19 protein-coding genes are annotated in these 24,114 nt (G+C 53.3%); 5 read left to right on the forward strand and 14 right to left on the reverse strand.

Annotated features, from left to right (window positions below; all coding sequences use genetic code 11):
* Positions 1–46 precede the first annotated feature (46 nt).
* The 4 genes from Q9L42_RS05545 to Q9L42_RS05560 all read right to left on the reverse strand — a co-directional run bounded on the left by Q9L42_RS05545 (position 47) and on the right by Q9L42_RS05560 (position 3,805).
* Complete coding sequence (locus Q9L42_RS05545) at positions 47–1,114, reverse strand: hypothetical protein (protein WP_305909425.1); 1,068 nt, start codon at positions 1,112–1,114, stop codon at positions 47–49.
* A 211-nt stretch (positions 1,115–1,325) separates the two neighbouring features.
* Positions 1,326–1,994, reverse strand: a complete 669-nt coding sequence (locus Q9L42_RS05550) for a hypothetical protein (protein ID WP_349432220.1) — start codon at positions 1,992–1,994, stop codon at positions 1,326–1,328.
* A gap of 834 nt (positions 1,995–2,828) precedes the next feature.
* Positions 2,829–3,416: a hypothetical protein gene (locus Q9L42_RS05555; protein WP_305909423.1), complete on the reverse strand. Its 588-nt coding sequence runs from the start codon at positions 3,414–3,416 to the stop codon at positions 2,829–2,831.
* Between the two features lie 17 nt (positions 3,417–3,433).
* Entirely contained in the window at positions 3,434–3,805 is a 372-nt protein-coding gene (locus Q9L42_RS05560; protein ID WP_349432222.1) for a hypothetical protein, read from the reverse strand.
* Positions 3,806–3,851: 46 nt separating this feature from the next.
* Here Q9L42_RS05560 and Q9L42_RS05565 point away from each other — a divergent pair, with 46 nt between their 5' ends.
* Positions 3,852–4,067 (forward strand): hypothetical protein, encoded by a 216-nt coding sequence (locus Q9L42_RS05565; RefSeq protein WP_349432224.1) that lies wholly within the window; start codon positions 3,852–3,854, stop codon positions 4,065–4,067.
* 395 nt (positions 4,068–4,462) lie between these two features.
* On the opposite strand, the gene Q9L42_RS05570 is transcribed toward Q9L42_RS05565, so the two are convergent.
* The 3 genes from Q9L42_RS05570 to smbP all read right to left on the reverse strand — a co-directional run bounded on the left by Q9L42_RS05570 (position 4,463) and on the right by smbP (position 8,723).
* On the reverse strand, positions 4,463–5,038 hold the full coding sequence (locus Q9L42_RS05570) for a papain-like cysteine protease family protein (protein ID WP_349432226.1): 576 nt from the start codon (positions 5,036–5,038) through the stop codon (positions 4,463–4,465).
* Positions 5,039–5,418: 380 nt separating this feature from the next.
* Positions 5,419–7,278, reverse strand: coding sequence for an ATP-dependent zinc metalloprotease FtsH (gene ftsH, locus Q9L42_RS05575; protein ID WP_305909419.1), 1,860 nt, complete (start codon positions 7,276–7,278; stop codon positions 5,419–5,421).
* A gap of 635 nt (positions 7,279–7,913) precedes the next feature.
* A complete protein-coding gene (gene smbP, locus Q9L42_RS05580; protein ID WP_349432228.1) occupies positions 7,914–8,723 on the reverse strand; it encodes a small metal-binding protein SmbP in 810 nt (269 codons plus the stop codon).
* A gap of 521 nt (positions 8,724–9,244) precedes the next feature.
* On the opposite strand from smbP, the gene ectA reads away from it, so the two are divergent.
* The 4 genes from ectA (at position 9,245) to Q9L42_RS05600 (ending at position 15,727) form a co-directional block, all read left to right on the forward strand.
* Positions 9,245–9,781, forward strand: a complete 537-nt coding sequence (gene ectA / locus Q9L42_RS05585; protein WP_305909417.1) for a diaminobutyrate acetyltransferase — start codon at positions 9,245–9,247, stop codon at positions 9,779–9,781.
* A 16-nt stretch (positions 9,782–9,797) separates the two neighbouring features.
* Positions 9,798–11,075: a diaminobutyrate--2-oxoglutarate transaminase gene (gene ectB, locus Q9L42_RS05590; protein ID WP_305909416.1), complete on the forward strand. Its 1,278-nt coding sequence runs from the start codon at positions 9,798–9,800 to the stop codon at positions 11,073–11,075.
* 62 nt (positions 11,076–11,137) lie between these two features.
* Positions 11,138–12,499: an aspartate kinase gene (locus Q9L42_RS05595; RefSeq protein ID WP_305909415.1), complete on the forward strand. Its 1,362-nt coding sequence runs from the start codon at positions 11,138–11,140 to the stop codon at positions 12,497–12,499.
* Positions 12,500–12,568: 69 nt separating this feature from the next.
* Positions 12,569–15,727 (forward strand): HD domain-containing phosphohydrolase, encoded by a 3,159-nt coding sequence (locus Q9L42_RS05600; protein ID WP_349432231.1) that lies wholly within the window; start codon positions 12,569–12,571, stop codon positions 15,725–15,727.
* Between the two features lie 674 nt (positions 15,728–16,401).
* Here Q9L42_RS05600 and Q9L42_RS05605 read toward each other — a convergent pair.
* From Q9L42_RS05605 to Q9L42_RS05635, 7 genes are all read right to left on the reverse strand, one after another.
* Complete coding sequence (locus Q9L42_RS05605; protein WP_305909412.1) at positions 16,402–17,892, reverse strand: hypothetical protein; 1,491 nt, start codon at positions 17,890–17,892, stop codon at positions 16,402–16,404.
* Between the two features lie 12 nt (positions 17,893–17,904).
* Positions 17,905–18,234 (reverse strand): DUF2845 domain-containing protein, encoded by a 330-nt coding sequence (locus Q9L42_RS05610; RefSeq protein WP_305909411.1) that lies wholly within the window; start codon positions 18,232–18,234, stop codon positions 17,905–17,907.
* 87 nt (positions 18,235–18,321) lie between these two features.
* Positions 18,322–19,557: an NADH:ubiquinone reductase (Na(+)-transporting) subunit F gene (gene nqrF / locus Q9L42_RS05615; protein ID WP_305909410.1), complete on the reverse strand. Its 1,236-nt coding sequence runs from the start codon at positions 19,555–19,557 to the stop codon at positions 18,322–18,324.
* A 419-nt stretch (positions 19,558–19,976) separates the two neighbouring features.
* Positions 19,977–20,588: an NADH:ubiquinone reductase (Na(+)-transporting) subunit E gene (gene nqrE / locus Q9L42_RS05620; protein ID WP_432648880.1), complete on the reverse strand. Its 612-nt coding sequence runs from the start codon at positions 20,586–20,588 to the stop codon at positions 19,977–19,979.
* 4 nt (positions 20,589–20,592) lie between these two features.
* Positions 20,593–21,414 carry a Na(+)-translocating NADH-quinone reductase subunit C gene (locus Q9L42_RS05625; protein WP_349432234.1) on the reverse strand — a complete coding sequence of 274 codons (822 nt, stop codon included), beginning with the start codon at positions 21,412–21,414 and terminating at the stop codon, positions 20,593–20,595.
* Positions 21,401–22,597, reverse strand: a complete 1,197-nt coding sequence (locus Q9L42_RS05630; RefSeq protein WP_349432236.1) for an NADH:ubiquinone reductase (Na(+)-transporting) subunit B — start codon at positions 22,595–22,597, stop codon at positions 21,401–21,403. Before Q9L42_RS05630 ends, Q9L42_RS05625 begins: the two co-directional genes overlap by 14 nt.
* Complete coding sequence (locus Q9L42_RS05635) at positions 22,597–23,955, reverse strand: Na(+)-translocating NADH-quinone reductase subunit A (RefSeq protein WP_305909408.1); 1,359 nt, start codon at positions 23,953–23,955, stop codon at positions 22,597–22,599. The genes Q9L42_RS05630 and Q9L42_RS05635 overlap by 1 nt, the downstream gene beginning before the upstream one ends.
* Positions 23,956–24,114 lie beyond the last annotated feature (159 nt).

The following is a 24,114-nucleotide window of genomic DNA, read 5'->3' on the forward strand; positions in this document are numbered from 1 at the left end:
ATTACGATTTCGTGCGCAAGAATGTTACTCTGACCCCGAATATTTGTTACTCTGACCCCGAATATTTGACCCCGAATATTTGCTCCGCCTGCATGCCCAGGTGAAACTGAAGTGCGTCGACGTCAAAACCGCGAACGGTCGCAAAGCTACCTTTGCGGCCGAAAGGGCGCACGACAAGATCGTCGTCGATACCCTCGATGCCGGAGAGGTCGAAGCCGGTCGCCGTGCGGTAAGTAATCGTGCCGAAATCCACGCCCTTGGTGACCAGGGCCACGGGCGTATCGGGATTGGCCTGCGCAAGAGCCTTGAGGCCCTGCAATTCCAGGGTCATCTCCTTGCCAACCAGCTCGATCCCGCCGGCGCCGAACAGGAACGGGGGATTGATCAATCGCCCGTTGACCTCGGCAATGCCGGTCGCATCCAAGTCTTCAATGTCGATCTGTGTCACGCCCGGAAATGCCGTGTTGGCGATTCCCGCCACGCCACCGATACCCAGTGTCGGCGGGATCGTTGCCATGCTGGCGAATGCATGACACTCTTGACAGGTTTGGCTGTCAAGACCGTTGATACGCAGCCAAGTCCCGTTCGTTGTCGGGCGCTGACCGAATACCGTGGGATCCGCTCCGGAAGGCCCGTCCCCGTGACCGTCATGCTTGTTGAACGGCGTGGTGAACATCTCCAGACCCCGGCGCCGCAACTCATTTAGAGAATATCGGCCCGCGACAATATCGGCCTGGTCGAGACGAGGGCGCGGAATGGCAGGACCGTTCCGCGCAACCCCGACGGCATTGGAGCTTCCGGGGGTGGAAACCCTAGTCTGGCTGAAAGATTCGAGTGGCAGGGAGGCGAAAATTACAGCGGTTGCAATAGTCAGATAGCGATTCATCGGCATTTTCCCCTGAGTCAGATTGATTGTCGCGACCCGCGAACCAGGGAAAGGGAAAGGGAAAGGGAAAGGATTCCGAGCGATATTTTGAGCAAAACCTTCCCCGAATTGATACCCCCGTCCATTCCTCGAATGCCGCATATGATCGGACAGCGAGCTTTCGGAATCAACGAGGGATTGAGCGGCGGAAATTATTGCAATATCGGTTTTCCCGATTTCGTCGGCCAATCACCGGATTACCGGCAAATATCGTGCCGCGAGCGCGAGGTGTTGAGACAAGTCCTTGTAATATCGCACTATTCAAGCCCGACTCATCCTTTCTGATGGTATTCGAAACCGATGGCTGTAAAATTTGCTGACACTTTCCGACGCTCTCGGCAGTCCACGTTCAAAACCTGCCTGAAACATTCGGGGTCAGAGTAATATTTATGTTTCAATATTACGATTTCGTGCGCAAGAATGTTACTCTGACCCCGAATATTTGACCCCGAATATTTGTGACCCCGAATATTTGCTCCGCCTGCATGCCCAGGTGAAACTGAAGTGCGTCGACGTCAAAACCGCGAACGGTCGCAAAGCTACCTTTGCGGCCGAAAGGGCGCACGACAAGATCGTCGTCGATACCCTCGATGCCGGAGAGGTCGAAGCCGGTCGCCGTGCGGTAAGTAATCGTGCCGAAATCCACGCCCTTGGTGACCAGGGCCACGGGCGTATCGGGATTGGCCTGCGCAAGAGCCTTGAGGCCCTGCAATTCCAGGGTCATCTCCTTGCCAACCAGCTCGATCCCGCCGGCGCCGAACAGGAACGGGGGATTGATCAATCGCCCGTTGACCTCGGCAATGCCGGTCGCATCCAAGTCTTCAATGTCGATCTGTGCCACGCCCGGAAATGCCGTGTTGGCGATTCCCGCCACGCCACCGATACCCAGTGTCGGCGGGATCGTTGCCATGCTGGCGAATGCATGACACTCTTGACAGGTTTGGCTGTCAAGACCGTTGATACGCAGCCAAGTCCCGTTCGTTGTCGGGCGCTGACCGAATACCGTGGGATCCGCTCCGGAAGGCCCGTCCCCGTGACCGTCATGCTTGTTGAACGGCGTGGTGAACATCTCCAGACCCCGGCGCCGCAACTCATTTAGAGAATATCGGCCCGCGACAATATCGGCCTGGTCGAGACGAGGGCGCGGAATGGCAGGACCGTTCCGCGCAACCCCGACGGCATTGGAGCTTCCGGGGTGGAAACCTAGTCTGGCTGAAAGATTCGAGTGGCAGGGAGGCGAAAATTACAGCGGTTGCAATAGTCAGATAGCGATTCATCGGCATTTTCCCCTGAGTCAGATTGATTGTCGCGACCCGCGAACCAGGGAAAGGGAAAGGGAAAGGGAAAGGATTCCGAGCGATATTTTGAGCAAAACCTTCCCCGAATTGATACCCCCGTCCATTCCTCGAATGCCGCATATGATCGGACAGCGAGCTTTCGGAATCAACGAGGGATTGAGCGGCGGAAATTATTGCAATATCGGTTTTCCCGATTTCGTCGGCCAATCACCGGATTACCGGCAAATATCGTGCCGCGAGCGCGAGGTGTTGAGACAAGTCCTTGTAATATCGCACTATTCAAGCCCGACTCATCCTTTCTGATGGTATTCGAAACCGATGGCTGTAAAATTTGCTGACACTTTCCGACGCTCTCGGCAGTCCACGTTCAAAACCTGCCTGATCGAATTCGCGCTTTTCATTCATGAAAAGGCCGACTTTTTCCGCCGTCCCTCAGGATTCCGACGGAACCGACACAAGGAGAGGGAATAGCTAGAGGCGAAGGGGCTTACATTTGACATTTTTCTATCTGCTTCCGGTAAATAAACATGAGTCGTCAATGTTGATTTGAATCGAGTCTGACCCCGTGCGACCCGAGTCTGACCCCGTGCGACCCGTCAAAAAATTCAAGCCTTGAAACGATAAGGCGATTTAGGTGGAGGCGGAATGTTATCGTTGACTGATCCGGCTTTTTTTGCCAACCATAGCTTTAAACGCATACGCAGGCTCGGTTTTAGGAACGAGCGCGCATAGGCAATCATTGGTGATTCCGGCGCTACTTCCAGTAGGTTGTCGTATAGCATTTTTGCTAGGTCTTTCTCACCGGCATAGCAGTAATAGACGCATAGGACAGCGTTAAAACTGATGAATTCCGACACATGAAACACATCTCTATCGGGATAAAGCAATTTCAGGTCGAACTTGTGCTCGAATACATCGGGAATGGCCTTGAATTCGCCCTTATCCAATTGCACTTGAGCATAGTTGATTTTGGAGAACAAATAATCAGGAAATCTCCGGTAGGCTTCTTCTGCCAATTCGCGAACCTTACCTCGATGGCCAACCACCCCATGTGCGGCAGCTAGAAAATTGTATAACTTTGGCACATCGGGATGCCTCGTCAACAATGCCTCCAGTTCTGCGATGGCTTGTTTCGGTTTTTTAGGGATTTCATCATGAATCCTCTCTAAGGTGACCAGCAGCTCGGGTGTCAAATTATCGCGTTTGTCTATTATCGGTTCATTAATGATGAGATATCGACTGACGGCTGAATTATGCCGGTCCAAGGTATTTTGTCGGCGAGCGCGGCGGCGCGAGGATTTTTTTCGTGACATGACGGACTCCCAAGGGCAAAGGAAAAGGTTTGATTGTATGATTCAACGCACCACATGGATTTTCTCAAACCCAATCTCGAATACCCCTCAACCGCCGCATCCAGGCGCTTGAACACCCAAACCTGTCCCCGCGCGGTTTCCAGCAGCGGATTGGGCTGGTGGGTGCCGGTCAGGGTCGCTGTCCAGCCGGCGCCGGATTCATGTCGTTTGACGATCGGGGTGTCTAGGGCATCGGTCTGGCACAATATTTCGGCTTCTTTGATATTCACTTTTGCGCGTACAAACGCTAAACTGGGTTAAAACAAAATTGCACTTTTGTTAATCAAAAATGCGCTTATGCGTATGCGAAAAGCCCTTATTGTAGCCTTATTCCTGCCATTCCCGGTAGCCACCTGGGAAGATGACGCTGTTTTGTATTTCATCAGCCGGGTCAACCCGATCATCGAGGCTTACGCGCGTCCGGACGCGGTGACCTGGGCCGAAAGGGGGGCGGGTCTTACATTTGACATTTTTTCTATCCGCTTCCGGTAAATAAACATGAGTCAATGTTTATTTGAATCGAGTCTGACCCCGTGCGAGACATGTCGCTATGCGAAATGCAGGTCAACGATGTCCTGAACGATTCAACCGTAACTAGAGTAAGTTAAACGTTTGGGGCGGGTTAAATAACCCGCCCCGCCCAGGTGACAAATAGCTTAACAGCGTGATAGAGAGTCAGGTTGTCAATAAAATCAGGCGTTCTTAGTTTTTAACCCGACTTAAAAAAGAGTAGTAGCCTTTAAGTTAGATGACAATGTATTTTCCATAAGCCAGACTGCCGTTAACGCAGCAATACGTGTTGCATGAAGCAATAACTTATCTTGCAAGGTAGCCGTATTTTATTGTGCGGCATATCAGGGGCGCGGCTATTGAAATTGAATCTGCTGTTATTTCGTCGATATATTATGCTGGTAGGCATTTCCGGCTCTGCGCAATGTAAAGCCGACGCCCCAGATGATTTTTTGATTCAGTTCCTGCAGGTCGATTTCAAAAAAAGGCCTGTTTTCAGGGTCGTGGATAATGACTTGAGGATTCTTGGCCCCCGGATTTTTAACGCCGACAATGACCGATGCATGACCATAAGTCTGGCCGTTGTGGGTTTTAAGCCAACCAAAAAAAATCGGCCCATATTTTTTTAATTCATCGATCAACGCCTTAGCTGTCCATTCCTGGTTAGTCGGTTCATCGACATCGACCAGTTGTTCTCGTGCCTTGAGCGTTGGCATCCAGGCGGTATTGATCACGTAATGCCCGTATTGCAGCACCTTGCCCTTTGCGTTCTGTTTGAGGGGGAGCGTGTACAACTCCGGGACTCCCAGACGTGGGCCTGCCTCAAAACTATAGCCCACCATACAGGCGCTGGCATACCAACATCCTGTCGGGTCATCAATCGGATTCACGCCTTTTACATGGGATCCGATACCTAATTGGGTAACGAAGGGAACATTTAAACAGTATCCCATGGGTTTTACCTCCTATCGAAAATAAGATCAGATTTGTTGGGTAGGGCTACGTATAACATGTCAGTATGTTTGCTGGCGACGTTAAACATTGCATCATTTGTCGTCGAAGTCGCAAAACAGTTGTTATGGCAAGTATGCACAGTATCCGTGCAAATCAAAGTGAAAGCAACTAGCGGTTTTGCGTAGCGATGAAATGGGGAAAGAGAGGAGGGAATCTCTGAGGGGAAGAGTGAAAGAGACGGAATGCCCGGATACCGTTGCACGGCACCCGGGGATATTGTTTGGATCATGAGTGATTAAAATTTGCCATCCTTTGCCCTGGATAACCGCTATGGGTATCCAGGTGGTCATAATCGCTGTGAGTATCAGCGATACGCTTTCTAGGCGGCTTGCAACGTGTCGCCTCCATCCTGTTCTTTGATGAATTCCTGCGGCGGACGGACTTCCCGACCCGCCATCAAGTCATCGATTTGTGCGCGGTCGATGGTTTCCCATTTCATCAAGGCCTCGGCCATGCGATGCAAGACATCCATATTTTCCTGCAAAAGTTTCTCGGCGCGTCGATAGTTGCGATCGATGACGGAACGAATCTCTTCATCAATGATCTGCGCGACATTACTGGAAACGCTGCCGCCCGCTGAATCCGACTGCTGGAACGAGGATAGCCCGTTATTTTCGGCGTAGCTGAGAGGGCCGAGTTTGTCCGATAGCCCCCAACGAGTCACCATTTTTCTCGCTAAGCCCGTCGCCCGCTCGATATCATTGGAGGCGCCGGTAGTGACCAGGTCATCGCCGAAGATCAACAGCTCCGCCAGACGACCGCCAAACAATCCGGCAATCTGACCTTCCAGTTTGCGTTTGCTGGCGCTGTATTGGTCTTTTTCGGGCAAGAACATCGTCATGCCGAGGGCGCTGCCCCGTGGCATGATGCTGACCTTGTAGACGGGGTCATGGTCCGGCATCAACTGGCCGACGATGCAATGACCGGCTTCATGATAAGCCGTCAGGCGCTTGTCCTCTTCGCTCATCACCAGGGTTTGTTTTTCCGCGCCCAGCATAATCTTGTCTTTGGCTTTTTCAAGATGGGCCATCGTCACCTCGGTTAAATCGGCACGGGCGGCGACCAATGCCGCTTCATTGACCAGGTTGGCCAGTTCCGCTCCGGAAAATCCTGGCGTACCGCGGGCGATATAACTGACCTTTACATCGTCGGCAGCCGGTATCTTTTGCAAATGCACGTTTAAGATTTGTTCGCGGCCCAGCACATCGGGAAGACCGACGTTAACTTGACGATCAAAACGACCCGGTCTCAGCAGAGCGTCGTCGAGCACATCGACCCGGTTGGTCGCAGCAATGACGATGATGCCGTCGTTATCTTCAAATCCATCCATTTCTACCAACAGCTGATTCAGCGTCTGTTCGCGTTCATCATTGCCGCCCGTCATATTGGAATTGCTGCGTTTTCTACCGACCGCATCGATTTCGTCGATGAATATGATGCAGGGTGAATGTGCCTTGGCCTGACTAAATAAGTCTCTGACCCGTGAGGCGCCGACACCGACATACATTTCGACAAAATCGGAACCGGATATGGAAAAGAATTTGACCTTGGCTTCTCCGGCGATGGCGCGGGCGATCAGCGTTTTCCCTGTGCCGGGCGGTCCCACCATCAGCACTCCGCGCGGTATTTTGCCGCCGAGGTTGCGGAATTTATCCGGAGCCTTCAAGAAATCGACCAGCTCTATGACATCATGCTTGGCTTCTTCGCAGCCTGCGACATCGTTAAAGGTGATTTTAATCTGGTCTTCGACAAACAGTTTTGCTTTGCTTTTTTGAAAACTCAAGTTGCCGGCGCCGCCATTTTTTTGCATCGCACGCATAAAATACAGCCATACCGCGATCAGGAGCAAAATAGGCGCCCAGGAAATCAAGATGTCCTTGAGCATCGAAGGAGCTTGTGGCACCCGGGTGATAATTTGCACATCTTTTGCCAGCAGTTCTTCGATCAGGTTCGGGTCATCCGGGCTATAGGTGACAAATTGTTTTCCGTTTGACGCCCATAATTGTATCGCGCGGCCGGTCATTTCAACCTTTTCAACCTGTCCGTCTCTGACTTTATTAATGAATGAAGAATAGGCTAAATTGGAAATGTCCGTCGCAGGAGTTTTTGAACGGTCATAGAAGAATGTTGCGCTGCCGACTGCGATGATTAACAGGGCAAGCAATAAGAATTTTTTCATCAAATTTCTCCAGTCGGGAAGCTACATCTTAAGGAATGCTGAGCCCGGCAACTGTTCTGGCGGCCGGGCTATATTGCATCCGCGAACAGTTTTCCGAACGTGATGCTGAGTTAAATGAACTTAAGGTCATTTCACAGCCAGTAATCTGGCGGACTGGTCTTTATCCTATGGAGTCCTGAATGTCCCTTAAGTCATTGTAAATGGAGGAGGGTAGCGATAATTTTTGATCTATACCAAATTATCTATAGAAAGACAGCGATTGAGCTGACGATTCTAATTTTTTAGACAACTATATCATAAATACATAATATTCTAAAGTTATTGGCGATATTCTTTTGCCATGACGGGCATCGGCGCCGATAGGTGCAATATTTTACTGAATAAGGTCATCGGGTAAATCTCAATGTTTGCGAGCCAACGATTAATAGCTTAACACATGGTTCTTGTTAGAACTATAAAAATTCTAATAAGAACTAAAATATTCGGATGGGAGTTCTAGACGTTTACTGTCTTTTTTGAGAAGAAATGACTGCCGGTCGGGACGGGGGTAGACGAGTCGTGGTTTAACCAGAGGAGTGTCGGCGGAATCCGAACGGATCCCGCCATGGCCATGTATATAATAAATTAGAGTTTGCTTAACGCCTGATTGGCCATTTGCTTCCAGAGCTTGGATTATTGAGTTCTGGAGATTCAATCGCCTTCTCTCCGGCTGCCGCTGTTCCTCCTTTACTGACCGCCTCTGTACCTTCTGATTGCACTGATTGCTTGATCATTTTTGAGGCTTCCTCAGATTCAATCGACATTTCTCCGGCATCCGCTTTTTTGGCTTTGGTTGCCATATTCATGTGTTCAATCGATTCTTCAGTCGGCGGAGTCGCCATCTCCGCATGGTCCATTTTGCCGTGTTTAATGGCGTATTCCAAAACCTTAACGGCGGCTTCCAGATGTTTTTTTTCTTCGCCGGTAGCGGTTTGGAGCGCCTTATTAGCATGTTCAAGCGAGGCTTCGGCGTGCTCGACCAACATCGAGGCATGGCCTAATTTTCCGTGTTTGACCGCGGCATGGGCATGTTCTAAGGCGACTGATGTATGGTCTCTTGCCGCTCCTTTGGATTGAACCGCCTTCTTCATGTGTTCAATCGATTCTTCAGCCGGCGGAGTCGCCATCTCCGCATGGTCCATTTTGCCGTGTTTAATGGCGTATTCCAAAACCTTAACGGCGGCTTCCAGATGTTTTTTTTCTTCGCCGGTAGCGGTTTGGAGCGCCTTATTAGCATGTTCAAGCGCGGCTTCGGCGTGCTCGACCAACATCGAGGCATGGCCTAATTTTCCGTGTTTGACTGCGGCATGGGCATGTTCTAAGGCGACTGATGTGTGATCTTCCGCGAGAGCTAAGCGGCTAATGCTCAGCAACAGGCTTAATGTAATGATAGTGAGTAGTTTCATAAATCTATCCTCGTAAGACAGTGAAAAGAAATGCTAGGTTAAAAATCCATTTCGTTTACTCTGTCATTGCCCGGTTTTAGAGAGGAACAATAACGTCGGTATCTCTTTCAGAGACAACCTTTCAAAGCGGAACAAAAATATCACTATAGGCTTAGCTAATAGCCCGCCTATCTGTATTCTTAGGTGAATTGTCAGTATAGAGCCAGCTCATAGAGTCTCAATAGTAGAGAAAGCGTTGAGCCGACAGTGTCAATTAATAACGCTTTAAGTTTGTCTATGCAAGTTCTATCTGCAATAAATTGAACTTCATTGCCGCAAAGCTTCAGTTAATCAACTGATCTGCGCGTCATGCGACTATTGTTTGCTGCGACAAACGGTTTGCAATTGCCAAGAAACTAGCGTTACTATCATCAACAAATGGTGTTAGATAAAGTCGTTGTCAACACCGTTAAGATATCACGCAGATTGATTGCGCTTACCAGAATCTTCCCTGTTCAGACTATGCTTGCGGGAGTCATAACATGCCATCAGTGAAAACCGACGATGCCTTGACCTTTAGGCATCCCTCCATCGCCGACGGCGCGGCCATTTGGCAGTTAGTCATTAACGCCGGCACACTCGATCAAAACTCCAGTTACCTTTATTTATTGTTGTGTCGCGATTTTGCCGATTGTTGCGCGGTGGCCGAGCGTGATGGTCAGTTGCAAGGTTTTGTCACCGGTTTCCGTAGCTTTAAACGTCCCGATGTTTGGTTCGTGTGGCAGGTCGGCGTCGCCCCTTCCGCGCGTGGACAAGGCCTGGCTAAACGTCTGACTCATTTCGTGTTGAGAGCGCAGGCTAGCCAGGGCGTGTGCTATCTGGAAACGACGGTGACGGCCTCGAACAGTGCGTCACGCGCATTGTTTTCAGGAATCGCCAAGCGTTTGGGGGCAGAACTGCTAGAAAGCGAGCTGTTTAACGCCGAACTGTTCCCCGAAAGTGGACACGAATCAGAACCGCTGCTACGTATCGGCCCATTTGAGGCCGAGACAGTCAAGCAATCTTTATTAATCGAGTGAAGAAAAGGCTAACATTATGAGAATTTTTGAAGAAATGGAATCCGAAGTCCGCGGTTATGTGCGCTCATTTCCGGCGATTTTTCATGTCGCTCGCGGTTCCGAAATGTTTGACGAACACGGCAAACGCTATATCGACTTCTTCGCCGGCGCCGGCACATTGAACTATGGTCATAATAACCCGCTGTTGACCGACGCGATGATCCAATATCTACAGGAAGGCGGCATTGTCCACGGACTGGATAAGGCGACCGTCGCCAAACGCGCTTTTTTGACTAAATTACGCGATACCATCCTCGCTCCGCGCAATCTGCAATATAAGGTGCAATTCACCGGGCCTACCGGCACCAATGCCGTCGAAACTGCGCTGAAACTGGCGCGCATGATCAAACGACGCTCCAATATTATTTCCTTTACCAACGGATATCACGGTCTGACCCTGGGCGCATTAGCGGTGACCGGTAACTATGATTACAAGGACGAGTCCTACGGTTCGCGCAGCAATGTTGCGTTCATGCCTTATGACGGCTATCTGGGGGAAGACGTCAATACCATCGATTATTTGCGACTATTTCTTGAAGACGGCAGTAGCGGGATCGATTTGCCCGCCGCGATTATTGTTGAAACGGTGCAGGGCGAAGGCGGGATCAATGTCGCGAGTATCGAATGGCTCAAGGCGCTGGAAACACTGTGTCGCGAGTTCGACATCCTGCTGATTATCGATGATATTCAAGTCGGCAATGGCCGCACCGGAACGTTCTTTAGCTTTGAGCGCGCCGGCATTTATCCGGATATGGTGACATTGTCCAAATCGATAGGCGGCGGTCTGCCGATGGCGTTGTTGTTGATGCGCCCTGAACTCGATCAATGGCAACCGGGCGAGCATACGGGCACCTTCCGGGGCAATAACCTGGCCTTTATCGCCGCGACCCAGGCTTTGAGTTATTGGGATAATGACGATCTCGCGCAGGCGGTGAAATACAAAGGCGATTTATTGCGCAAGGAGCTGGAGCGCATCGCCGCCAAGTTTCCGGAGCTTGGGGCTAGCGTTCGCGGCCTGGGCATGGTCCAGGGGCTGGTTTTGCCGCAGACCGGGGTGGCCGGCGAAACTTCCGCAGAGGCCTTTACGCGCGGCCTGGTAATTGAAACCGCCGGCGCCAACGACCATGTGCTGAAGTTTCTGCCGTCGCTATTGATAGAGGAGGATCTGTTGCACGAAGGGCTGGAGATCGTAGAGCAGTCGCTGGCTGTCTTGGTTGAAAAGCGTCATAAGTTGTTGACCGGAGACAGTGAATAACGACCGCCGCAGTCCCGGGACTTGCGCATCATCGTGTGTTTTTTCATCAACGGAATTTGATGGTGACTGATATTATCGTATGTAAATTCGGCGGCAGTTCCGTCGCCAATAGCAATCAAATCGAAAAAGTGCGACGGATTGTTGCCGATGACGACCAGCGCCGTATCGTCGTCGTCTCGGCACCCGGCCGCATAGATTCCAATGAACAAAAAATCACCGATCATCTGATCAACATCGCCACCGGCGGCGCGCACTTTCGTGAGCAACGCCTCAATATCGGCGCCGCGGCCAGCAAAGAAGCGGTGATCAAGCGCTTCAGCGGGATTATCCAGGATCTTGGCGTCGATACGGGCAACTTGTTAAGCGAATTGCGTCGCGATCTGGAAACCTCTCTGCATGGGGAACGCCGGATCGCATTTCTGTCTTCGCGCGGAGAGCACTATAACGCCCGGATCATCGCGGCTTATTTCGCCAGCAAACACGGCATGAAAGCGGAGGTGAAATTGCCGGAGGATTTTGGCTTTCAGGTCAGCGATGAATACTTGAATGCGCAGCTGCTCGAACCCTCCTATGACAAAATCGCGACTTTACTCGACAGCGACGTGATCGCGGTCGTGCCGGGCTTTTACGGGGTGACCGAGCGTGGTGAAGTCGCGGTTTTTTCTCGCGGAGGCTCGGATCTGACCGGCAGCGAAATCGCCCATGCCTTGGATGCCGCCCGCTACGAAAACTGGACCGACGTCAGTGGCGTGTTCGAGGCCGATCCTCGCCTGATCAGTCGTGCGCGCGCGATTCCGCGGTTGACCTTCAAGGAAATCAGGCTGTTGTCGTCGAAGGGTTTCAATGTCTTTCACTTGAACGCGATGCTGCCTTGCCGCGAGCGCAAGATTCCGATTCATATCCGCAACACCAACAAGCCCAGCGATCCCGGCACGGTGATTCTGTCGGAGAGGGTTCCGGAAGAAGGGGTAGTGGGGATCGCTCGGCTCGATAATGTCGCCTATATTTACCTCGAGAAAGATCAGCTGGGCGAGGAGATCGGTTTTACCGCCGAACTGTTGAGTATTTTTCAGGACTTTGGCATTCAGACCTATCACTATCCGACCGATAAAGACGATATCTCCGTCGTGGTTAATCAAAATGATTTGACCGGCACGATCAATGATTTGCGGCGCCGGATCGAGCAAAAACTCAAGCCCGATTTCATGGATGTGGTTTACAATCTCTCGATATTGACGCCGGTCGGCATGGGACTGAAAGGCAACTCCTTTCCGATGGTGGATGCGTTAGGAGCCTTGGGGGATGCCCATATTCCGATCGAGATGATCGACCAAAGCCCCTCGCAAATCTGTTTTCATATCGGCGTCCAGCATGCGGTGGCCGACGTGGCGTTGCAGATTCTGTACGACACCCTGATTGGCTAGTCTGCCCCGCTGTGAAATCAAGGATTGGATTTATTCCGCGTTTTCCTCTGTAAAGGAGCTATTGCGCTGATGAAGGCAGAGAAGAAATTCCGCTTTTCCATTCGTCTGACCGTTGTCAGCGTTTTCATCTTGGCGACGCTGTTTACCGTCGCGATTGCCGTCAGCCTGCAGTATTATTTCAGCCGCGCGATGGCGATCGACGGAGCCTTGTCTCGTCACCAATTGACCGCCGCCGGCGCCAGTGATTTTTTGGCTGCGATCGACGACAAGGCGGTGCAGACGACGCAAATCCTGACGAAATTTCCCGGCCTGGTGGTCGACGGTTGGGTCAACCCGGACGCCAATGCGCTATTTGCCGAGGTAATGCGGGCCAATCCGATCTATTATGCGATTTATATCGGATTCGCCGACGGTGATTTTTACGAGCTGGTCAATTTAGACACCAACCCACTGATTCGCGGGCAACTGAGAGCGTCGGCGGACGACCGTTGGGTCGCGATCACGGTCAGCGGCGCTGGCGAAAGGCGTATGCGTAGGTTCGATTACCTCGACGAGAATTTCAAACTGAGGATCACGCGCCGGGAGCGTAGCGAATTTGACGCCAGCCAAAGGCCCTGGTTCATCAACGCGTCGTCTGAAGTCTATAAAACCCAGCCCTATTTGTTTCAGCAACTCCAGACGCCGGGACAAACCTATTCGGCCGCCATTCCTTCGACGAAGGCGGTGTTGGCTGTCGACATCACCTTGTCTTCGCTGTCGACCTACCTGAAAAGGCAGCCTCTCAGTTCGGATGGCGAAATCTACCTATACCGGGGTAACGGAGAAATCATCGCCAGCAATCAAGAGAGTGGATCTGAAGTCGTCTCGCCAACGGTCGAACCGCTCGCCTTGAACGAGCGGCAGAAAAGCTATCTGGCCGGGCTGGGTAAATTGAGAATCTCGAACGAAATGAACTGGCCGCCGATCGATTATGCCGTCGCCGGGGAGCCTAAAGGCTACGCCGTCGATTTGATTCGCCTGCTGGCCGAGATGACAGGGATCGAAGTCGAGTTTGTCAACGGCTATCGCTGGCCGGACTTGGTCGATATGTTCAGGAAACGGGATCTGGATATTCTGCAACCGGTTTTCGCGGGCGCCGAAAATAAAGATCTGGGGCTTTTTAGCCGACCGATTCTGACATTGCCTTATGCCGTCGCGACCCGGCAAGGCGTGGCGGAAATTCGCCGACTCGATCAGCTGGGCGGCAAGACGCTGGCGATTCCGCAGGGCTGGTCGGCGATCGACGCCATCGTCAAACATTATCCGGATATTAGCATCCTGGAGACGGCGTCTACTCGGCAGGCCTTGGCCGCGGTGGCATCCGGGCAGGCATATGCGGCGCTGGATTCGGCGGCCATTTTACGCAATACGGCGGAACAGTTTTTTATCAATGGGCTACGCTTTCATGAAACCTTGGAGCCGTCGAAACTGCCGTTGCCCAATGAGCTGCATTTCGTGCTTCATAAGGAGCATGCCGAGTTAATGACGATTTTGAATGCCGCCCTGCAAGCGCTCGGTCCGGAGCGACGCCAGGCGTTGGCGGCCAAGTGGTTCGGTGGTCAGGATACGGAACCGGCCGATCAAGACATGGCGACGGTGCCGTATCCGCAATTGCTGGACTGGCTCGGGCAGCACGAAAGCCTTAACCGGCTCAGGCAAACGGAGATCGATGGCCGCGATTATTTCGTTTTCATCACCTCGCTGGGCGGGGTTGGCATCGACAAGGAGTATTTCGCCGCGCTGATACCCACCGACGACGTGCTGGCCGAGAGTCTCGACAAGGTCAAGATGTCGTTGCTGATCACTAGCGCCGTGTTGTTGCTGTTGTTGCCGGTTTCCTGGCTGTTCGCGTCGCCGATCGTCAGACCGATCAGGCGACTGGCCGTCGAAAACGAAAAGATCAAGCACCGCAAATACGACGAAGTCGTGTTGACCGACAGCGTCATTATCGAGATTCATGAGCTGGTCACTTCGATCAGGGAAATGGCGCTTGCGATCAAACAGCATGAGCACGAGCTGAAAGAATTGATGGAATCGATCATTCGTTTGATTGCTCAGGCGATCGACGATAAATCGCCTTATACCGCCGGACATTGCGCCAGAGTGCCGGAATTGGCGCTGATGCTGGCGAAAGCGGCGGAGCGTTCCGATCACGGACCATTCAGAGATTTTTGTTTTCGTTCGGCCGAGGAACTGCGTGAATATCGGATCGCGGCATGGCTGCATGATTGCGGCAAAATTACGACGCCGGAACACGTCGTCGATAAGGCGACCAAGCTGGAGACGATCTATAACCGCATCCATGAAATCAGGATGCGTTTCGAGGTGTTATGGCGGGACGCCGAAATCGACTGCCTGAAACAAACTGTCAATGCGCCGGAACAGACGCAACGTCTGTTTGCCGAGTTGGAGCGGAAGCGTGCGCAACTGACGGACGATTTCGCATTTATCGCCCGCTGCAATATCGGCGGCGAGCACCTGGCCGAAGCCGATACCGCCCGTTTGCAGACCTTGGCGCAGATAAGCTGGCAGCGTCATTTCGACGACCGTCTGGGCCTGTCGCCAACGGAGCTGGAGCGTTTCGACTCGGAGCCGCCGTCATTACCGGCGACGGAACAATTGCTGAGCGATAAGCCGGAGCATATCATCAAGCGTTACCGCGATGTCGATTATGCCCCTGAACTCGGTATCCGCATGGAAATTCCTGAACAACTGTACAATCTGGGCGAGCTGTATAACCTAAGCGTATCCCAAGGCACGTTGACGGCCGAGGACCGCTTCAAGATCAACGAGCATATGATCAGCACGATCAAGATGCTGGAAAGCGTGCCATTTCCTAAGGAGCTGGCGCGGGTGCCGAAGTACGCCTCGACTCATCATGAAACCCTGATCGGCACCGGATATCCGAGGAAATTGACGGCGGCCGATTTATCGATACCGGAGCGGATATTGGTCGTCGCCGATATCTTCGAGGCGCTGACGGCGGCTGATAGACCCTACAAGGAGCCGAAGCCGGTCAGTGAGGCGATCGCGATACTCTATCGTATGGTCCAGGAACAGCATGTCGATCGCGAGGTGTTCGAGTTGTTTTTAAGCAGCGGCGTTTATCTCGATTACGCCAAACGTTACCTGAAACCGGATCAAATCGACCGGGTCGATATCGATCGTTATCTCCGTAGGGCAACGTAAATGCAGCGCTCTATCGATGCTGATAGCACCCCGACGTCCCTCTCATAGGCAGGCCGGTCTTGCTATTGGCGCTAAGCAAGGCGAGCACCGAATACCCCAGGGCTCCCTCATTAAAAAATACCTGAACCAACACATTGGTCAATATCGCGTCATCCCTTTGGGCGGGGCGGATTATTTAACCCGCCACAAACGTTTAACTTACTCTAGTGACGGTTGAATCGTTCAGGACCTCGTTGACCTGCATTTCGCATAGCGACATGTGGGCTACTTGCTTTTCGCGCCAAGGGCGGCGCTCCTACGCAAAGCACCGTCTTGCCTTCGAATGTGCTGAACAGCGTGAAGCGCATCAAAAACCGGTGCGCTTCCTATCGTCAGCATACCCTACCCGCACCGTAGGACGGCTTCGCGAAGCAAGCCGCCAAAAACCGCCTCCGGGGCAAAATTGGCCGTGTACGCGGGGCGGGTTATTTAATTCATGTCGGACTCCTGGGAAAGGAGAGGAGTTCATATCATCATCCTGCCTGGCGTATTTGTTGTTAATTTTCTGTTTTGCCACTCATTCATTTAATGAGGTAGCCCTGCCGAATATCCACCCTGCTGAAAGCAGCGGATCGCTTATGCCGGCAACAAAGCCAATCACGAGAATAGCTTTTTGCCTCACAGTCGCTGCAGGTCTACTCCGGTGTTTGTGGGGCGATCAGTTTTACCAATAAATAGGGATCGTCGAAATGACGTCGCCCGATAAAGGCGATGGCGTGGCTGCCCCATTGCCGCATCGCTCCGGGGCTGGCGACGCCGAATGGCCATAACAAGAAGCGTTCGCTTCTCCGGCTCTTCTCGACGATGCCGTCGGGGCCGAACAGACTGCGGCGTTGACCTTCCGCCGAGGGCAGCGAACGCAGATGGTCATAAGCCTGCAAGCGATAGGCTTCGGCGTAACCGGAAGCATTGTATGGCGCTATTTGCTGCAGATAATGAGTTCTGCTCGCCAAACGGAGCAGCGGTCTTTGCCGGTAAGGGTCCAGCATGACCGTTTTCGGGGCCAGTACCGGTTCCGTATCCGCTTCGGTCGACAGTGCGCGATAGCCGCTGCCCGGAAACAGCAGGTAATAACAGCCGCAAGCGTGGATGCTGTCGTAGGCGATCGGTAAGCCCTGGCGATTTAATGTCACGCGCCATATCACGCTGTCCAACTCGCCGCCGTAGAGATCGAAAGCGTCGGTTTTTTCCCGCGCCGGCATCCAGATTTGATAGATCAATTGCAGCAGGTTCTCGCCGTGATAACGGGTATAGGCGTGTTTGACATAGACCGTCGGATTTTCGCCGTCGACTTTAGGTCTGCCGTTTTCATCAAGCGTCATAGCGCCGACCAGATCGGTTTCATTGCGGGTGTCGATTTCCCAAACCGGGGCGAAATGGGCGAAGAGCCGTTCCAGCTTATCCGGCGCCAGCAACGGAATCTTCAGCGGGTTGCGATAGGAGGCCGCGAGCATTGCGCCGACTTGCTGTTGACTCAGCGTCGTCATCGAATCCGGCCGATAACGAGTCAGTCTGCCAGAGGCCGCAATTTGCTCGATAGGCAGATGAAAGGGCTTTTTCAGTTTTCGATGCAGGTCGTCGATGCCGATTTCGGCGAACCAGCGCGCCAACGGATATAGGCCGACGATGCGTTGCCAGCTTTGATAGTCATCGGGCACGGCGGTCCGCCGCGCTAATTGCCGTTTGCTTTCCGAGTCCGTAAGAGTTGCTTCGAGCAGAATACGGCCGCATTGCCGCAAGCGTTGCCGAAAAGTCGTATTGACCGGCAACCGGGAGGTGATTTCTAATTTTGCTTTGGCCGGTAAATTGGCGAATTCCAGCATTCTTGCCTGCTGATCGGTTCGGCGCAGCAACTCCAGCCATTGCGCGTAAGCCTCTGTGGACATGGAGGTGGCGTCGAACGAAGCCAGAAATCGATTGCTGCGCAGGAACGGGTAGGCTGAGACGCGCATTTCGCCGCTATCTTCGACGCCGTGGGCAAAGACGATGTGGTCGGCGTCTCGATAAAACCGCCAGCACGCCGTTTGCCTGTCATCAAGCGGCGTCGTCAGCGCATTATTTTTAACTGTGCAGCCGACGGTCAGCAACAAGATTAATAGCGGGGCCGTCGCTCGGATCGAAGTCATGGGTGCAGGCAATCAATAGCCGTAGCCGAGGTCGTCGATTTCCATCAGAATGCCGTTTTCGAAGCGCAGATATTGCATGAACTTGCGCGGGCCGAAGTTGTAGACCCATTCGTCGATGATGACTTCTTCGTATTTTTCAAGGTCCAGGGTTCTGCGCGGATGGTGAAATGTTTCGCCGACGATGCCGGTACGGCGCTCCGCCAGCGTCGGTGGGCCGCATTTTTTCAGCACATCGATTTTATGCTCGCCTATTTCGACCAGTCGCTGGCCGCATCGCATCGCCGCGGAAACATGGGGGAGGGAAATGAGGAAAAATAGCAGCGCCAGCGATGATATTTTCATAAACCATGTCCTCCCAATGGATTGAATAGCCATGTTAATGCCGGTCGATGCAGTAAGCCAACTTTACCGGCGTGATTTCGGTTCCACTTATCCGCCGAATTTATCGAACAGGATATTTTGCTCATCGACGCCTAAATCATACAACAGCTCGTTGACGGCATCGATCATCATCGGTGGCCCGCACAGATAATATTCGCAGTCTTCGGGCGCTTTATGGTCTTTTAAATAATTCTCATGGAGTATCTGATGTATGAAACCGGTCGCTCCGTCCCAGTGGTCTTCCGGCAACGGATTCGATAAACCGAGAGTCCAGGAGAAATTGTCGTGCTCCTTTGCCAAGGCATCGAAATCGTCGGCATAGAACACTTCGGACAGGCTGCGCGCGCCATACCAGAATGATATTTTGCGCTGGCTGTGTAAGCGTTTCAATTGATCGAAAATATGCGAGCGCATCGGCGCCATGCCGGAGCCGCCGCCGACGAAAATCATTTCATTGTCGGTGTCTTTGGCGAAGAATTCGCCATAGGGCCCCGAGATGCTGACTTCGTCACCGGATTTTAAACCGAAAATATAGGAAGAAACCTGACCCGGCGGAGCTTCGGGGTGATCGGGCGGCGGCGATGCGATGCGCACGTTCAGCATGATGATGCCTTTTTCTTCCGGGTAATTGGCCATCGAATAAGCGCGCACAGCCGGTTCTTCGGTTTCAGAAACGTAGCGCCATAAGTTGAATTTATCCCAGGCCGGCCTGAAGCGTTCGGCGATGTCGAAGTCGCTGTACTTGACGGTATGGGGCGGCGCGGTCAGCAGGATGTAGCCGCCGGCCCGGAAATCGAAATCGATATCGGCCGGCAGTTCCAACACCAGTTCCCGGATAAAGGTCGCGACATTGTGATTGGAACGCACTCTGCAGATCCAGTTTTGCACCGCCAGCAGCGTTGGCGGTATCTCCAGGCTCAGCGGTTCCTTGACCGAGACCTGGCATGACAGCCGGTAATGCTGATCGATTTGAAAGCGGTTGAGTTTGGCCCGTTCGGTGTCCAGCACTTCGCCGCCGCCCTGCTTGATGATCACCCGGCATTCGCCGCAGGTGCCTTTGCCGCCGCAGGCCGAAGGCAGATAAATGTCGTTTTCGGCCAAGCGATTCAACAGTTTTCCGCCAACCGGAACGTCAAGGCCGAGGTCGGGGTCGTCGTTGATGGCGATTTCGACATTGCCTTGCGCGACCAGTTTGGATCTGGCAAACAGAATGATCAACACCAGCGCCAGTACGATCATGGTAAACAAGGCCATGCCCAGGATGATCTGACTAAAGTCGCTCATTACATGCTCCCGATATATCCGATTGTCGTCATAAGGGTTTGGACAACGCTCCGGGCAGCAATTCATCAGTTTGAGTATTTTTGCGGGGTTAGGGCATGGGGTGTGTCTGTCGAGGAGCGCCGTAAACCCATCCATGGGGGCTTGACGGCAGCATCCTTGCTGCCGACATCCTCGCCAAACACACCCCATGCCCTTTTTGAACGCCAAAGTGGGAATTGCTGCGCTCCGGGTATTGATTCAATGCTATTACATTTTGAGGTAGCAGGCCATTGGCTTCTCAGGACGGTGAAATACATTCCTGAAAACGCTGACAGCATCCTGTTGCAGTCAGTCTAACAAACCAACAACCGATTCCCTCGATAAAATCCTGCTGAATAGTTACCGCTCCGGTCAATGTCTACAAACTGAGCCATCGAAGTCTACAGCTCGATGCCCGAAAAAAGCATGAATGCCATCGCCATCAACCCCGCGGTGATGAAGGTGATGCCCAGCCCCTGTAAGCCCGCCGGAACATTGCTGTATTTCATGCGCTCCCGAATGCCGGCCAAGCCGACGAGCGCCAGCGCCCAACCGACCCCGGAGCCAAAGCCGAAGACGACGCTCTCCGGAAAACTGTAATCGCGTTCGACCATGAACAGACTGCCGCCGAGAATCGCGCAATTAACGGTGATCAGCGGCAAGAAAATGCCCAGGGCGTGATAAAGCCTAGGGAGGAATTTGTCCATGACCATTTCCAGAATCTGAACCATCGCGGCGATCACGCCGATATAGGTGAGCAGGCCGAGAAAGGTCAGGTCGACATCGCTGAGGCCGGCCCAGGCCAGGCCGTTTCTTTTCAACACCTGTTGATAAATCAGATTGTTGATCGGCACCGTAATCGATTGCACCGCGATCACCGCAAGGCCGAGGCCGTAGGCCGTATGCAGACGTTTAGACAGGGCCAGAAACGTGCACATGCCCAGAAAAAAAGATAGCGCCAGATTTTCGATAAAAACCGAGGTTAGAAACAGGCTTAGATAATGTTCCAGCATCGCTTCACTCCTGTTTGCCTGCGGCGGTTAAATCGGCGAGCGACCCCTGTCTGAGCCGGTCCAGCAGCGGGCCGTAGCCGTGTTCGCCCAGCCAATAGTGAATCAGGTTGTCGACGCCCCGGCTGGTCAGGGTGGCGCCGGACAGGCTGTCGATCTGATGCTTGGCGTCGGGAGAATTCGCTTCGACTTCGCCGCGCACCACTTCGATGATCACTTCTCCTGCGCTGTTGAATGCCCGTTTACCGCGCCAGCTTTGCTGCCATTTCGGGTTTTCGATTTCACCGCCCAGTCCCGGGGTTTCGCCGTGTTGATAAAAGGTGATGCCGGCGATGGTGTTAAGATCGTTGTTCAGGGCCAGAAAGCCATACATTGTTGACCACAGGCCTTTGCCGTAAACCGGCAGAATCACTTGATCGAAACGGTTATCCTTTTTGACCAAATAGACCACCATATAGCGGGGCCGTCGTTTGATCTTGGCGATGTCCTGTTCGGGCGGAATGGCCACGCCGTAATCGGAATCCGACGCCAGCGTTTCGATGTCGAAATTTTCGATGTTGAGGACGTCGTCGAATCGCCTTGGTTCGACGCGCTCGCCCGAGGCCAAATCGATCATGACCGGCACGATGCGATCCCGGTATATCTGTTCTATATTTTTACGATGACCCGCTAGGCCGGCCACGCTCAGAATATTGCCGATGCGATCGAGGCGACGGTTCTGTTGCTGTATCGAATTCAGCCATACCGCGGCGGTGGACACGAAAAAAGAACAGACCAGGCAAACGCCGAGTATGACTTTGATCGATTGTTTGATATTAGCGTTCGGCATCGCTGGTCAGCCTCCTACGCCTTCTTTCGATATGGCGGTCCAGGAAAAAACGGTCGATCGTCGGCGCAAAGATATTGCCGAATAAGATCGCCAGCATAATGCCTTCGGCGAAACCGGGGTTGATGACCCGGACCAGCACCGTCAAGGCGCCGATCAGCAAGCCGTAGACGTATTGACCTGCCCGGGTATGAGCCGAAGACACCGGGTCGGTGGCCATAAACACGGCGCCGAAGGCAAAGCCGCCCAACACCAGATGCCAGAGCGGGGTCACTTGAAACATCGCATTAGTCGCGCTGCCGGCCCAGTTGAACAGCAGGGCCAGAATCGTCATGCCCAGCGCCACCCCGGCCATGACCCGCCATGAAGCGACCTGGGTGATGATCAGGATGACTGCGCCGATCAAACAGGCCAGGGTCGAGGTCTCCCCCATAGAGCCGGGAATGAAGCCGAGAAAAGCGTCGCTCCAGGAGGCCGAGAGTGTCAGGCCGGGGTCCGCCCATTCCGCCAACGGTGTCGCGCGGCTATAGCCGTCGACGGCGACCCAGACGGAATTGCCGGTCATTTCCCTGGGATAGGAAAAAAACAGAAAACAGCGTCCGACCAGGGCCGGGTTGAGGATGTTCATGCCGACGCCGCCGTAGATTTCCTTGCCGATCACGACGCCGAACGAGATGCCGAGCGCCGCCTGCCACCAGGGCAGATCCGGCGGCAGCGTCAGCGCGAACAACAGGCTGGTGACCAAAAAACCTTCGTTGACGGCTTGTTTGCGGACGCAGGCGAACAATATTTCCCAGCATCCGCCGACGATGAGGGTGACGAAATAAAGCGGCAAGAAATAAAGCCCTCCATGTATCAAGTTGGAGAGGGCGCTGCTAGGCTCGATGCCGGCGCCCAGCACAGTTAGCAGGACGCCGCGCCAGCCCGAAGCCTGCGCCGCGTCCTGCGACTGCAGCGCCAGATTGGCTTGCAGGCCGGTATTGTAAAAAGCCATGACGACCGCCGGAATCAGTGCGACGATCACGGTGATCATCAGGCGTTTTAAATCCATGCCGTCACGGACGTGGGGCGCGCCACGGGTTACGGTTCCTGGCGTGTATAAAAAATAATCGATCGCCTGATACAGGGGCTGGAAACGCCGCCATTTGCCATCGTTGGCAAAAAGAGATGAGAATTTCTTATTCATCATGTCTCCTCCCGGCTCTGGGCTTCGATCAAATCCAGGTTTTTACGCAGCAGCGGACCGAATTCCAGTTTGGAGGGACAGACATAGGCGCAAAGGGCCAGGTCTTCCTCCGCCAGTTCCAGGCAACCTAGCGCCTCCGCTTCTTCGATATCTTCGACGGCCAAGGCGCGCAACAGGAACAACGGCATGATGTCCAGCGGCATGATCTTTTCAAAATTGCCGCTGGGGAGAATGGCGCGCACCTCGCCGTTCTTGGCGGTGGTGAAATCGAAGCGCGTGTCTGGCAGAAAGCGGGACAGGAAGACCGGCTTGACCGAATGACGGTTGAGCCCTGGGCCCAGCCAGCCTAAGAATTGGCGTTTCCTATCTTCGGGCAGCAGCGAGACCTGCTGATGAAAACGACCTAGATAGGCGGTGGCTCCGCTGGCCGTGTGGCCGGACAGCACAGAACCGGAGATGATCCGTTGCTCGCCATCGATCAGTTCGCCGGCGCATAGGTCTTCGAGGCCGGCGCCGACACGAGTCTTGATCAACCTGGGGTTGAGCGCCGACGGCCCTGCCAATGCAACGACGCGGTCGGTATAGAGGTTGCCGCTAGAGAATAATTTGCCGATGGCAATGACGTCCTGCAGGCCGACATGGCAAACAGTCTTGTCCAAAGACACCGGGTCCAGGAAATGGATATGGGTGCCGGCGTTACCGGCCGGATGAGGGCCGGAAAAGTCTTCGATGACCAGCTTGGCGAGATCGATATCAGGCAAATGGGTCTCGGGAGCCTTGCACAGAAACAGCTTGCCGTCGGTTAATGTGCTCAGTAAGCGCAGACCGTTCAGCAAATCCTGTTCATGGCCTTGTAGAATCGGGGCGATGGCCGGGGCTAAAGGATTGCTGTCGATAGCGGTGATAAAAATGGAGTGGGGGACGATTTCCGGATCGGCCACCTTGTCGAACGGCCGCGAACGCAATGCCGTCCACTGGCCAGAAGCCAGCAGTTGCTCGATGACGGTCTGGCGCGGCAATGTCGCGATTTCAGCGTCCGAATAAGACTGGAATTGAACTTGTTCGTCGCTGTCCGTCAGCTCGATGACGACCGAAAGCAGGGCGCGCCTTTCGCCTCGGTTGATCGCCGTAACCGTACCTGTGCCCGGCGACGTATAAATCACCGATGGAAACCTTTTGTCGCTGAACAGGACCTGGCCTTTGCGGACGGTATCGGACTCCTGGACTTCCAAATGAGGCTTCAAACCGGCGTAATCGATTCCCAGCAGCGCTACGCTGGTCGGCGGCGCCGCCGCTTTGATAATCTGTTCCGGTCGACCCGTGATCGGTAGGTCCAGGCCTTGTTTGATTTTTATCATGACAAGTTGTTTGTTCTGTCAACTAACAAAGACGGTTGTTGGTTGCTGCTGCTGCTGCAACATGACCCCACGAATGCAGAGCACTCGCCATAATGGACAAATCGTTCGGGGTGATAGCGACTCTGAGTAAAAATATTCAGGCTTAGCCAAACTATACGC

The sequence above is a fragment of the Methylomarinum sp. Ch1-1 genome, from assembly GCF_030717995.2.
In the GTDB taxonomy this organism is placed as follows: domain Bacteria; phylum Pseudomonadota; class Gammaproteobacteria; order Methylococcales; family Methylomonadaceae; genus Methylomarinum; species Methylomarinum roseum.